At 66.8% G+C, this 12,958-nt stretch carries 10 protein-coding genes; 2 read left to right on the forward strand and 8 right to left on the reverse strand.

The annotated features are described in order from the left end of the window. Positions 1 to 2: 2 nt before the first annotated feature. The 7 genes from dnaE to lspA all read right to left on the reverse strand — a co-directional run bounded on the left by dnaE (position 3) and on the right by lspA (position 9,519). Positions 3 to 3,563, reverse strand: coding sequence for a DNA polymerase III subunit alpha (gene dnaE, locus V6D40_RS07940; protein ID WP_334289823.1), 3,561 nt, complete (start codon positions 3,561 to 3,563; stop codon positions 3 to 5). A 56-nt stretch (positions 3,564 to 3,619) separates the two neighbouring features. After that, positions 3,620 to 4,891 carry an ABC transporter permease gene (locus tag V6D40_RS07945; RefSeq protein ID WP_334289824.1) on the reverse strand — a complete coding sequence of 424 codons (1,272 nt, stop codon included), beginning with the start codon at positions 4,889 to 4,891 and terminating at the stop codon, positions 3,620 to 3,622. After that, positions 4,888 to 5,568: an ABC transporter ATP-binding protein gene (locus V6D40_RS07950; protein ID WP_334289932.1), complete on the reverse strand. Its 681-nt coding sequence runs from the start codon at positions 5,566 to 5,568 to the stop codon at positions 4,888 to 4,890. Before V6D40_RS07950 ends, V6D40_RS07945 begins: the two co-directional genes overlap by 4 nt. A gap of 188 nt (positions 5,569 to 5,756) precedes the next feature. Then, positions 5,757 to 7,478: an efflux RND transporter periplasmic adaptor subunit gene (locus tag V6D40_RS07955; RefSeq protein WP_334289825.1), complete on the reverse strand. Its 1,722-nt coding sequence runs from the start codon at positions 7,476 to 7,478 to the stop codon at positions 5,757 to 5,759. A 40-nt stretch (positions 7,479 to 7,518) separates the two neighbouring features. Beyond that, positions 7,519 to 8,088: a hypothetical protein gene (locus V6D40_RS07960; protein ID WP_334289826.1), complete on the reverse strand. Its 570-nt coding sequence runs from the start codon at positions 8,086 to 8,088 to the stop codon at positions 7,519 to 7,521. A 1-nt stretch (position 8,089) separates the two neighbouring features. Beyond that, complete coding sequence (locus tag V6D40_RS07965; RefSeq protein ID WP_334289827.1) at positions 8,090 to 9,019, reverse strand: RluA family pseudouridine synthase; 930 nt, start codon at positions 9,017 to 9,019, stop codon at positions 8,090 to 8,092. Beyond that, entirely contained in the window at positions 9,016 to 9,519 is a 504-nt protein-coding gene (lspA, locus tag V6D40_RS07970) for a signal peptidase II (protein WP_334289933.1), read from the reverse strand. The genes V6D40_RS07965 and lspA overlap by 4 nt, the downstream gene beginning before the upstream one ends. A gap of 61 nt (positions 9,520 to 9,580) precedes the next feature. Between lspA and V6D40_RS07975 the strand changes: the two genes are divergently transcribed. Continuing rightward, a complete protein-coding gene (locus V6D40_RS07975) occupies positions 9,581 to 10,600 on the forward strand; it encodes a DUF6263 family protein (protein ID WP_334289828.1) in 1,020 nt (339 codons plus the stop codon). Positions 10,601 to 10,604: 4 nt separating this feature from the next. Next, positions 10,605 to 12,302 carry an ABC-F family ATP-binding cassette domain-containing protein gene (locus V6D40_RS07980; protein WP_334289829.1) on the forward strand — a complete coding sequence of 566 codons (1,698 nt, stop codon included), beginning with the start codon at positions 10,605 to 10,607 and terminating at the stop codon, positions 12,300 to 12,302. Between the two features lie 13 nt (positions 12,303 to 12,315). Here the strand turns inward: V6D40_RS07980 and V6D40_RS07985 are convergent, their stop codons facing one another. Then, on the reverse strand, positions 12,316 to 12,930 hold the full coding sequence (locus tag V6D40_RS07985; protein ID WP_334289830.1) for a hypothetical protein: 615 nt from the start codon (positions 12,928 to 12,930) through the stop codon (positions 12,316 to 12,318). Positions 12,931 to 12,958: the final 28 nt, after the last annotated feature.

Consider the following 12,958-nt stretch of genomic DNA (forward strand, 5'->3'; position numbering starts at 1 on the left):
GGCTACCCGAGAATGCCGGGCCCCATTGAGGCTTTGAGGTCGCCCATCAGGTTGGCGGAGCGGTCAACGCGCAGGTGGTCGCCGAGCACCAGCAGCTGGCTCTGATCCCCGTTGACGAGGTTCAAGTAGACGTCCGTGTCGCCGGGGTTGTTCACTAGGACGCCTTTGAGTTTGGCAATGTTGTCGATGGTGCACTGGTCGGTGCGCATCGTCAGCCTCAGCGGCAAGCCGGCGCCGTTGCCGGGTCCGAGTTCTGGCACCTTCACGTCGTCGCCGAACAGGCTCATCCGTTCGTCCCGAATCGAGATGTGCGCCTTGACCAAGATGATATTGTCCTCGACGATCTGCGGAGCAACGAGGGCGTAGACCTTGTTGAACAGCAGCACCTCGACCTGCGCGCCGTGGTGGTCCTCGAGTGTCACGATCGCCCAGGGCGAGCCGTCCTTCTTGGAGAAGCGGCGGTCCACCGACGAGATCAACCCGCCAATGGTCACCTCCGCACCGTGGCGCAGCTCGCCTCCGAGGATGGTGGTCAGCTCCGTGTCCGTTTGGGCGTCGATGGCCTCCTCGAACCCGTCGAGCGGGTGCCCAGAAACGTAGAGACCGAGCATCTCCCGCTCGAGCGCGAGGCGGTGCTTGCGCTCCCACTCGTCGTCCGGCACCTCGATCGCGAACGCCGCGGCCGCCGCCTCGTCCTCCCCGCCGAGCGCAGCGAAGAGGTCGAACTGCCCCTTGTCGGCGGCCTTTTTTGTGGAAAGCACTGAGTCGACCGCGTCCTCCTGAATCAGCATGAGCCCCTTGCGCGGGTGGCCCAGCGAGTCGAACGCGCCAGCCTTGATCAAGGATTCGGTGATGCGCTTGTTGCACGCCACAAGGTCAATCTTGTCCAGGTAGTCCGAGAAGCTGGTGAAATTGCCCTTGGTGCGCCGTGTTTCCTTGATCGATTCCACCACCTCCACACCGACGTTGCGGATCGCGGCGAGGCCGTAGCGGACGTCCTCGCCCACAGCGATGAAGTTCTCCTCCGACTCGTTAATGTCCGGCTGCAGCACGGACACACCCATGTGGCGGCAGTCGGCGAGGTAGATAGCCGACTTGTCCTTTTTGTCGCCCACCGAGGTCAGAAGCGCGGCCATGTACTCGGCGGTGTAGTTCGCCTTCATGTACGCGGTCCAGTACGACACGAGCGCGTAGCCCGCGGCATGCGACTTGTTGAACGCGTAGGAGGCGAACGGCTCGATCGTGCCCCACAGCGCGTCGACTGCTGACTTGGAGTAGCCGTTGGCGAACATGCCCGCCGAGAACGTCTCGTACTCCTTGGCCAGCACCTCGGGCTTCTTCTTACCCATGGCTTTGCGGAAGCCGTCCGCTTGGCCTGCTGAGTAGTTGGCCACCTTCTGGGAGATGTTCATGATCTGCTCTTGGTAGACAATCAGACCGTATGTCTCGTCCAGGATCTCCTTGAGCGGTTCTTCGAGCTCCGGGTGGATCGGGGTGATTGGCTTGCGCCCGTTTTTGCGGTCAGCGTAGTCCCAGTGCGCGTTCACACCCATCGGACCGGGGCGGTAGAGCGCGAGCGACGCGACAATGTCGTTGAACCCGGTCGGCTTCATGCGCTTCAGCAGCTCTTGCATGCCGCCGGAGTCCAGCTGGAACACACCCAGGGTGTCGCCGCGTCCGAGCAGCTCGTACACAGCCGGGTCGTCGGTCTCCAACCCCTCGAGGTCGATGGTTTCCCCGCGGTTCTTCTCCACGTTCTCCAGCGCGTCGCCGAGCACCGTGAGGTTTCGCAGGCCCAGAAAGTCCATTTTCAACAGCCCGATGGCCTCGCATGCCGGGTAGTCCCAGCCGGTGATCAGCGCGCCGTCGGCGGGCCGTTTCCACATCGGGATGTGGTCCATCAGTGGCACCGACGCCATAATCACGGCGCAGGCGTGCACACCTGCTTGACGCACCACACCCTCGAGACCCCGGGCCGTCTCGTAGATCTTGGCCACATCCGGGTCGGTCTCGATCAGCGATCGCACTTCCGCAGCCTCGGCGTAGCGGGCGTGCCCAGGGTCGGTGATGCCGGCCAGCGGGATGTCCTTCGCCATGATGGCGGGCGGCAGGGCCGCGTTGATGCGGTCCGCCATCTGGAAGCCGGGCTGGCCGAAGTTCACCTTCGCCGAGTCCTTGATCGCCTGTTTCGTCTTCACCGTGCCGAAGGTGATCACCTGGGCGATCTTGTCCTCGCCCCAGCGCTGGGCGGCGTAGGTGATCATCTCGCCGCGGCGGCGGTCGTCGAAGTCGATATCGATATCGGGGGCGGACGGGCGCTCCGGGTTCAGGAATCGCTCGAAGAGCAGGCCGTGTTCCATCGGGTCGATGTTGGTGATCGTCAGCGCGTACGCCACGAGCGAGCCGGCGGCTGAGCCGCGGCCGGGTCCGACGCGGATGCCGATCTCGCGCGCATGCTTAATCAGCTCCGCGACGATCAGGAAGTACGACGGGTAGCCCTTCATGTCGATGACCTCGACCTCGTAGCGCGCGCGCTCGAGGTACTCTTCCGGCACTTCTGCCCCGTCGAACCGGTCGCTCAAGCCCCGCAGGACTTCCTCCATCAACCACGAGGTCGGTGTGTGCCCCTCCGGCACATCGGCGATCGGCATACGGTCGTGCGGGTGCTCCTCCCACAGCTCCCCGTAATCGCCGACGCGCTCGGCGATCCACAGCGTGTTATCGCACCCGTCCGGCACAGTGGAATCCCACAGCTCGCGCATCTGCTCGGCCGACTTGATGTAGTACCCCGTGCCGTCGAATTTGAACCGGTCAGGGTCAAGCAGGGTCTTACCGGTCTGCACGCACAGCATCGCCTCGTGCGACGGCGCCTGCGACTCGAGGACGTAGTGGCAGTCGTTAGTCACCAGCGGCGGCAGATCCAGCGCCTGGCCGATCCGCAGCAGATCGTCGCGCACCCGGCGCTCGATGTGCAGACCGTGGTCCATCAACTCCAGGAAGTAGTTGTCGCGGCCGTAGATGTCCTGCCACATTGCCGCGGCCTCCAGCGCCGCGTCGTACTGTCCGAGGCGCAGGCGCGTCTGCACGTCGCCCGACGGGCACCCCGTCGTCGCGATGATGCCGTCCGCGTGCTCGGCGATGAGTTCCGCGTCCATGCGCGGCCACTTGCCCAGCTGGCCCTCGTATGACGCGAGCGACGACAGCTTGAACAGGTTGCGCAGCCCCGTCGCATTCTCCGCCAACATGGTCTGGTGCAGATAGGCGCCGGAGGCTGACACGTCGTCTGACTTCTGGTCCGGTGTTCCCCACAGCTGGCGTTTCTTGTCGAAGCGCGATCCCGGCGCCATGTACGCCTCGATGCCGATAATCGGCTTGATCCCGGCGTCCACCATGCGGCGGTAGAACGCGTTGGAGCCGAACATGTTGCCGTGGTCTGTCATGCCTACGGCCGGCATCCCTTGGCGCGCCACTTCCTCGGCCAGCAAGTCCACCTTGGCCATGCCGTCGAGCATGGAGAACTCCGTGTGGTTATGCAGGTGCACGAACGAGGAATGCTTGGCCATGCCGATCATCATATCCGCGGCCGCAACTCGAATTACAAGTGTGAAGCTCGCCCGGCCTACTCGTAGCGCAGCGCGTCCACAGGCTGCATCTTCGCCGCCCGCGACGCGGGGTAAGCGCCGAAAAACACGCCTGTGGCCAGGGAGAACAGCAACGCAAACAGCACGGCGCTGAGCGGCGGCCACGTGAACGCGTCGAAGGCTGCGGTGCCGATCATGCCGGCGATGCCGCCCAGAATCACGCCGATCACGCCGCCGAGCAGGCAGACCATCATCGCCTCGACAATAAACTGCACACGGATATCAGCCTGCGTCGCGCCAAGGGCCTTACGCACGCCGATCTCGCGGGTGCGCTCGGTAACGGTGATCAGCATGATGTTCATCACGCCAATGCCGCCGACCAGCAGCGAAATGCCGCCAATCGCGGACAGCACACTCGACATGATTCGGAACACGCCGGTCAGCTGTTCAAGGGACGACGACAGGTCGAGCACCTCGGCGACGAACTCGTCGTTGCCCGCGTAGAGCCGGTCGAGGTACTTCTGCAAGTCGGCTTGGAACACTGCGGAGTCCTCGTCGGGGGCTGATTGCACGCTAAACGACGACACCCAGTTCGACTCCTGCCCCAACCTATCCATCGACGTGGACGGGACGTAGATCTCGGCGAAGGATTGCAGGCCGCCCAGCGCGCCGCCCGCGTTGTGCGGTTCCAACACGCCAACGACGGTGTAGACGGCAGGAGTGCCGCCTACGGTGACGTCGAAACGCTGCCCGAGCGCCTTGGCCGGATCCGAATCGAAGAGCGCCTCGACGAACTCCGGAGACACGACCGCGACGGGGCGCTCGCCGTCCATGTCTGCCTGCGTGATCCCGCGCCCGTACTGCACGTTCAACCCGCGCATATCGAGTGAGCCAGCAAGCACCGCGTTCACGCTGGTGCTTGCGGTGGTGTCGCCGCGGGTGACCTCGCCCTCGCCGCTGTTATCAATGTCGACGGCGCGGACCCGGCCTCCGAAGTGCTCCTGCAGCTCGCGCAAGTCGTCGAGCGTCATGCCGTCTTCCTCGTCGGTCGGCGGCATGTATGAAAACGCCGCGAACGGGTCGTCCGATTCCGCTTCCTCGTCCGGCCGCTCGTGGATCATCACGGGGTGGGTTGTGGTGCCCACACCTTCAAGGCCTTTGAGCACCTGGTTTTCCAGGCCCCGGCCGAGGGTCATGATGACGATCACGGCCATGATGCCGATGATGATGCCGAGCAGGGTCAACAGGGAGCGCAGCTTGTTGGTGTTCAGGCTCGACGCGGCGAGCCTGATTGATTCGCTGATGTTCACGGTGTGCGGACCCCCGCGATGCGGCCATCCATGATTTCGACGATGCGCTGGGTTTCCTCGGCCAGTTCCGGGTTGTGTGTAATGAACACGATGGCCTTGCCCATCTCCTCATGCAGCTGGTGGAACAGGTCCATGACAAGGCGGCCCGTCTTGGAGTCGAGGGCGCCGGTCGGCTCGTCGGCGAGCAGCAGGTCAGGGTCGTTCGCCAAGGCGCGCGCGATGGCGACACGCTGCTTCTGGCCGCCGGACAGCTCGTTCGGGTTGTGGTGGATGCGGTCCCCCATCCCCATCATGCCCAGCAGCTCCTCGGCGCGGGCCTCCCGGGCTTTCTTGTCGACGCCCGCGTACATCATCGGCATCGCCACATTCTGCAGCGCGTCCATGCGCCCGATGAGGTTGAAGTTCTGGAAGATGAAGCCGATGTTGCGGCTGCGGTAGCCGGCAAGCTCGCGGTCGGTCTTGGCGTAGACCGGTTCCCCGTTGAACGCGTAGGCGCCCTCGGTGGGCCGGTCCAGCATGCCGATGATGTTCATCAGCGTCGACTTGCCGCCGCCGGAGGGGCCGACGATGGACACGAACTCGTTGTGGTCGGCGTAGAAGTCCACGCCGTGGAGCACCGTCAGCTCGCTGGGTTCGCCGAGGTTGTACGTCTTGACCACGTTGCGGATGTCAATCAGGCGCCCGGAATCAGCGAGGCCCGCAGGCTCCGCGGGAGCTGGTTGCTTGACGACGGGCTCTTCAACCTGCGGCTGCTCATCCGTCGCGGGCTCGGCGCCGAAGAAAAACGGGTCGTCGTTAAGCTGTTGTGCCTCTGCCTCCGGCTCGGCGGCGTGCTTGCCGCGGCGGAAGCGCGAAAACGGGGTACTCACGACGCCGGAGCCTCTTCCGGGGCCTCCTCAGGGGCGTGGGTTCGCGTACTGGTCACGGTCACCGTGGCGGTGGTGCGGCCCTTTTCTTCCTTCTCGCCGCCCTCGCGGGCCGCGACGACATCCTCGGGGTCGAAGCCGGAGTCGGTGATCTTCACTGTCTCGCCGATGCGGTCGGTGTACTCCTCCGGCCAGTTCACAACGATGTCGCCGGCCTGCAGGTCGCCGCCGGTAATCGCGATGTCCACGTCGTTGGACGCGCCGGTTTCCACGGTGCGCTCCTCGATGCGCCCGGAGCGAGCACCGTCGCCATCGGTGGCGAGGACGAGGACTTTCTTCGCACCCTCGTTGTCGTACACGGCGTCCAACGGCACGTTGAGCGCGTCGTCCTCCTGCTGCGTGATGATCTCGGCGCGCACGCTGCCGCCGAGCAGCAGGCCCTCCGTGTCGCCGGTGACCTCGATTTCAACCGGGAACACAACGCTGGATGCGTCGCCGCCGCCTTGGAGGGCAGCCTGCGGGTCAGTTGGCTGCGCCGCGGCCGGCGAGATACGAACCACGCGGCCGGTGTACTCCTTCTTCCCCGTCGCCGTGGACGTGAACGTCACCTTGTTGCCCTTGGCGATGCTGGGCACGTCCGCCTCGCGCACGTCGGCGCGGATGAGCAGGCTGGAATCGTCGGCAAGGCTGAGCACGCGGCCCTGGGGAATGTCGCCCTCCTGGACGTCGACGCTGGTGACAATGCCGTTGATCGGCGAGTAGATCGTCGCCTCCTGCACCTGGTACTCCAGGGTGCCGTCGGACGAATCGAGCTTGGCGGCCTCAGCGGAGCGCCACGCAGAATCCACCTGCGCCTGCAGCTGGCTGCGCTCCTGCGCGACCTGCGCCTGCGCCGCCGCGAGGTTCGCCTTCGCGTCCTGCAGCGCGGCGTACGCCTCGTCGACGCTCACACCCGCGCCAGCCCCGGCACCGGTCAGCTGCGCGATGTCGGCTTCGCTCACGCCGGGCGCGGCCGGGTTCGCGGGTTGCGCCGGGTTGGGGGCCGGGTTGGCTGGTGCCGGCGCGGCCGGGTCCGCGGGCTGCGCCGGGTTCGCCGGCTGGAACGGGTTCGCGGGCAGTTGCGGCTCGTTGTAGCCGCCCACCACACTGTGGACCTTGGAAGAGATTTGGCCAGCCATCTCGTTGGCCACGCGCACCGCGCGGGCGCCGCCGTTCGCGGCCACCGCGGCGTTGTAGGCCGCCTGCGCCTGGTTCACCTGGGACTGCGCGGAGCGGATCGTCGGGTGGGTGCCGTTGTTGACCATCTCGTTGAGCGAATTCAGCTGGGCCTGGGCCTGCTCAACGCCCGCCATGGCCTCCGCCTGCGCGTTCGCCTGCTGCTGCTCTTGGACGGCGAGCTGGCGCTCGAGCTGGTCGGTGTCCATCGCGGCGAGGAGCTGCTCGACCTGCACCCGGTCGCCCGGCGCCACAGCGACCGTGCGCACCTCGGATTGCAGCGGCGTGGTGATCGACACGGCGCGCACCGGGGCGATCTTGCCGTTGACCACCACACTGCTGGACACCCCGTCGGCGTTCACGATGGTGTAGTCGCCCGGAGCGAGGCCGTCGCCGTCGGCGTTGTCTCCGCCGCCGAGCCCGCCGGCGCTGCACGATGCGGCGAAGAGGCTGGCGGCGACGATGACGGCGGCGGCGGTGCGCTTGGGATCGCGGCGCTTGACCAAGGTGATTCCTCCATGAACGGGTGCGTTGAACTCACGGTGACTATACACCGCGGGCAGGGTGATCCCCCTGCCAAGCGGTGACGGCGAAGGACCCCCACGAGGCGTCGGCGGGCAGCACCTCGACAGCGGCGACTGCATCGTCTGCGGCGATGGCGCGCAGGGTTTCAGCCTGGTCGTGGACAACGGCGGCGGCGATTCTCTGCGGATCCACCTCCACGCCGTTTGCGCGCGCCCGCGCCGCCAGCCGCTCGAGCTCGCGCGCGAAGACGTCGGCGCGGGTCGTGGTTGAGGTTGGTTCGGGGGTGGGTTGGAGGGGGGCGTCGATAAGCAGCAGCCCGTTGACCCTGCCTGCGGGAGCCACCGCACGCGCAGCTTCTGCCGGGGTGAGCGGGTGGGTGAAGCTCACCAGCGCGAACGCGGCACCGGAGCTCATGCTTAACGACGCCGCGCTTCTCTCCCCGTACTCCCCCCACGTTTCCCCGCGCTGCGGGCCCAGCGTGTCGCCCTGGATAGCGGGCGGGGCGGCCGGCGTAGCGAGCCCGACGGCGTAGACACCGGCGCAGGCGACCGCCAGCCCAACCACCCCCGCGAGCGCGTGCGTGCGACGCATGTCACATCTGCCGAATCGTGTCGAGCGCGTGCTCCAGATCCGCCGGGTACGGGGAATGCACCTCCATGTAGTCGCCGGTGCGCGGGTGCGTGAATCCCAGCGAGGTGGCGTGCAGCCACTGGCGGTTGAGCTTGAGAGCCTTGGCCAGGTTTGGGTCGCAGCCGTACATTGGGTCGCCCACGCACGGGTGACCGAGCGCCGACATGTGCACGCGGATCTGGTGGGTGCGGCCGGTTTCTAGGTGGACGTCCAGCAGGCTCGCGTGGCGGAAGGCTTCCATCACCTCGTAGTGGGTGACGCTGGCGCGTCCGTCCTCAGTCACCGCGAACTTCCACCCCGACGACGGGTGGCGCCCAATCGGCGCGTCGATGGTGCCCACGATGGGATCCGGCAGCCCCTGCACCAGCGCGTGGTAGGTCTTGTCCACGGTGCGCTCCTTGAACGCGCGTTTGAGCACCGAGTACCCGGGGATGCTCGCGGCGACGACCATCACGCCGGAGGTGCCGACATCCAAACGCTGAACGATGCCTTTGCGTTCGGGCGGGCCGGCGTCGGGAAGCGTGAAGCCCATCGCCTTTAGACCCCCGACCACCGTCGGACCGTCCCAACCCAGGGTGGGGTGTGCAGCCACGCCGACCGGCTTGTCCACGGCGATGACGTCGTCATCTTGGTAGAGGATGGTCAACCCGTCGACGATTTCGGCGACCGGCTCCGGCGCCTTCTTCGGCTCGGGCAGGGTCGCCTCGAGCATCGCGCCGGCGGTGACGCGGTGGGATTTGGGGACTGGGGTGGCGTCGATAAGCACATCGCCCGATTCCACCATCTCTGCGGCCGTGGCTCGGGAGACGCCGAAGAGCTTGGCCAGCGCGGCGTCGACGCGCATGCCTGCAAGCCCCTCGGGTACCGGCAGCGAGCGGAACTTGCCGCTCATTGCTTCGCCTCCGCGGGGGTTTCGTGGTCCGGGTGGAGGAGCATGGACGCGATGAAGACCACAACGCCCACGGTGATGCAGGCGTCGGCGATGTTGAACACGGCGAAGTTGCCCACGGAGATGTAGTCCACCACGTGGCCGAACCAAAAGCCGGGATCGCGGAACAGCCGGTCGCACAGGTTACCCAGCGCACCGCCCGCGATGAGCGCAATGCCTACAAGTTCCCACCGGTTAGCGATCCGTGGCGCGTAGATCAGTGCGCCAACCACGAACGCGAGTTGGAACGCGGTGAACAACCAAGTCATGTTCTGGCCCATGGAAAACGCCGCGCCCGGGTTGAACAGGAGGTAGAAGCGGAACCAGTCCCCGATCACCGGCTGCGGCTGGCCCGGCTCGAGCCACGACAGCATGAGCTGCTTCACACCCTGGTCAACCGCCGCCACCAACACCATGATCGCGGCAACCGCTTTCAGGTAACCGCGCCCGTCCATCTCCTTCATCACCGCAACATGCTAGTCGCTGTGGTCTGGGGGTGTGTGAGGCGTGGGGTAGGTTCGAGGAGTGCACGAAACGTCTGCTGGTTATCGTTCTTTCCCCTCCCGGCGCGCGGGCCGTTCGTTTGCTGCGGTCGCGGCGGCGGCGCTGGCGCTCGGCTTAAGCGCCTGCGCGGGTGAGCCAGACCCGCTGGAGGGCATCCCCTCATTCCCGGTGGATGCCGCGCGCGTGCGGGTGGTTGAGGCGGGCGAGGATCCGCAGGTGCTCGCCTACCGCGATGAGGGTTCTGGTTCGGGCTCGGGTTCCGGTGGTGAGGCCTGGGAGACCGGCGTCGAGGTCGCCGGGGGCATTGCCCAGTCGGTGGCCGACGGGGCCGAGGATGTCGACCCTATTGCCCCGGCTGGCGGCGACGTTATGACCACCACCCTGCCTCTAACTGTGGTTGTTGACGCCGCCGGCGAACCGGGCGAAGGTGAAGGGGTGGCGGCCCGCGCAGTCTCGCTGACTACCCGCGGCGGCGAGCACTCCGAGCTACAGCTGGGGCTCGAGGTCGCGGACAACGAAGGCTTCATCATGCGCTGGCGGGCGGCGGATTCGGGCCAGGTGCAGACGGTCAAGATGTTGCCGCCGGTGGACTCTCCGGAGGCCGGCCGCGAGGTGGTCGAGCGCTCCCTGCTGCAGCTGATGTCGACCGTGGTGGTCTTCCCGTCCGAGCCGGTCGGCGTCGGCGGATCTTGGACCGTGGAGTCGCGCGTGACCGGCGACGCCACCATGCTGCGCACAACCACCTACACGGTTGCTTCGATGGACGGCGATGTGGTGGAGCTCGACGTGGATGTTGAGGAACGGCCCACGCAGGCGTCGCTGCGCATCGACAACTCGGCCGCGGGCGAGCTCGACGGCCAGAGCCTGAACGTTGCGTCCACCTCCACCACTTCGGACGGCCGCCTCACCGTGGATTTGACGAAGCCGCTGCCCACCGCAGGGCGTGTAGCGGCCACGACCCGCCTCGTCTACGAAGGCGATGCGGCGAAGTTCAGCGTGGTGCAGGACGTGACCTCCGCCGTCACGTTCGGAAAGGAGTAGCCCCGTGGTCGCACCGCTGCACATCGGGCTCGACGGCATCTCGTTTTCCTACCCCGGCGGCAACCGGGTGCTCACCGACATCTCATTTGCGGTGCCGTCGGGCTCGGTCACAGGCTTGATCGGCGAAAACGGCGCCGGCAAATCCACGCTGTTGGGCGTCATCTCGGGCGAGCTCACCCCCGACGCCGGGCGGCTGATCACCCCGGAGGTCACCGGCTTCATCGCGCAGGAAACCTCACTGCCGTTTAGCGAGCCGGCGCAGGTGCTTGTCGACGCAGCCGTTTCCGAACTCCGCGCCATCGAAGAGACCATCGCCACCGTCTCCGAACGCATGGCGGAAGAACCCGACAACGTGGCGCTCGCGAATACCTTCGACCGCGCGCTCGCCCGCGCAGAGAATTCCGGGGTGTGGGAGCTCGACGCCCGCATCAGCACCGTGCTCGCGGGCCTTGGTCTAGCCAACGTGCCGCTTACCACCCGCCTCGGCGACATGTCGGGCGGCCAACGCCGCCGCTTTGCGCTCGCCACGCTGTTTTTGCGCCCCGTGGACGCGATGGTGCTGGATGAGCCGACCAACCACCTCGACGACGAAGCCGTCGACTTCCTCATCAGCGAGGTGGAGTCGTTCAAAGGCCCGGTGCTGGCCGCCTCCCACGACCGTTACTTCCTCGACACCGCCTGCGACAGCATCGTTGACCTCGACCCGGGCCTCGGCCCCGAGGGCGGCTACGGGGAGGAGACCCGGCAAGGGTCGCGGTTCAGCGGCGCCTTCTCCGACTACCTCGCCGCCCGCGAGGCGCGCCGGCGACGCTGGGAAACCGACTTCGCCGCCCAAGAGCACGAGCGGGCTCGGTTGGAGAAGGCCGCGGCGGTGGGCGAGGCGGACGTCTTCCACTCCCACGAGAACAAGACTGAGACTCGAGCAGCGGCGAAGTTCTACGCCGACCGCGCCGCCAAGACCGTCGGTGCTAGGCGCCGCGGGGCGGAGCAGCGCCTGGATGCCCTCGAGCGCGCCGCCATCCCAGCCCCGCCAGAGCGCTTGCGGTTCAGCGGGCTGCCGCCGCACGTCACCACCTCAATCGGTGTGCCCGCGGTCACGGCGCGCAACTTGCGCGTTACTGACAGGCTGCAGCCGCTCTCGATCAAGGTGCAGCCTGGTCAGCAGCTGTTGGTGGAGGGGCCGAACGGCTCCGGGAAATCAACGCTTCTGAAAATCATCGACGGGGAGCTGACCGGATACGAGGGCGAGCTCATCATCCCGGAGGAGCTCAGCGTTGCCCGCCTCGCCCAAGACGACGATTGGCGCGATCTGGCTCGCACTGCGGAGGAGGTCTTTGCGGAGCGGACTCCCGCTGGCGCGCCCACGCTCTCTGAGATGGGACTGCTTTCAAAAGAGCAGGTAGCGAAGCCGCTCAGCGACCTCTCGCTGGGGCAGCGCCGGCGCGTCTCCCTCGGCATCATCCTCGCCGCTCCCCCGGACCTGCTGCTGCTCGACGAGCCCACAAACCACCTCTCGCTCGCCCTCGCCGAGGAGCTCGAGCAAGCACTGACCGATTTCGCCGGCACGGTGATCATCACCAGCCACGACCGTTGGATCAGGCGCCAGTGGCGCCGCCGCATCCAGCAGGGCGACACCCGCGCTCGCGTGGTGACCCTCGCCACCTTGTGGACGAACGAGGTGTGGCGCGAGGGCGAGATCTAGGGCTTTCGCCTCGTTACAGGCCCGGTGCCGGCTGGTAGTTCTCGGCCGGGGCCTCAACTGGCGCGTCCGCCGGCGGCTGCGCCGGGTCGACCGGGGCCGGGGCGACCGGCGCGTTCGCCGTGCACATCTGCGGTACCTGCTCCGGCGGCAGCGTGGACGAGACCAGGTTGCAGGCCCACTGCTGGGACAGCTTCCACTGGCCGTCCTCAAAGACAAAGGTGACGTCGTTAATCAGCGTCGGCTCGGTGTCCGGCGCGGTGAGGTTCACGGACGCGAGCACCTGGTTCGGCTCGAAGTCCGGCAGCACCGGCTTGACCACCTGGAAGTTCGCGCCGGACTCGGCCTGGGACTGCGACATGACGTCGAACAGCTCCGGCACCGTTTCGCCGCCCTGGACGGTGTGCATGCGCTCCTCGATCGGCAGGTTCGGGTCCGCGGCGCGCTGCAGCACCTCGTTGAGTTCCTCGGCGGTGGGCAGCTGCGCGGCGGGAGCGGCCTGCGTCTCGACGGGGGCTGCGGAGGTAGCGGCGGTGGTCTCCTCCACCGCAGCGTCTTCGTTTCCGCATCCCGCAAGGCCGAGGGCGAGGCCGAGCGAGACGGAGGCGGCGACAATCTTGGATGCGTTCATACATGTCAGCGTACCCATGAACCATCTG

The organism is Corynebacterium sp. Marseille-Q4381, assembly GCF_036881695.1.
In the GTDB taxonomy this organism is placed as follows: Bacteria; Actinomycetota; Actinomycetes; order Mycobacteriales; family Mycobacteriaceae; genus Corynebacterium.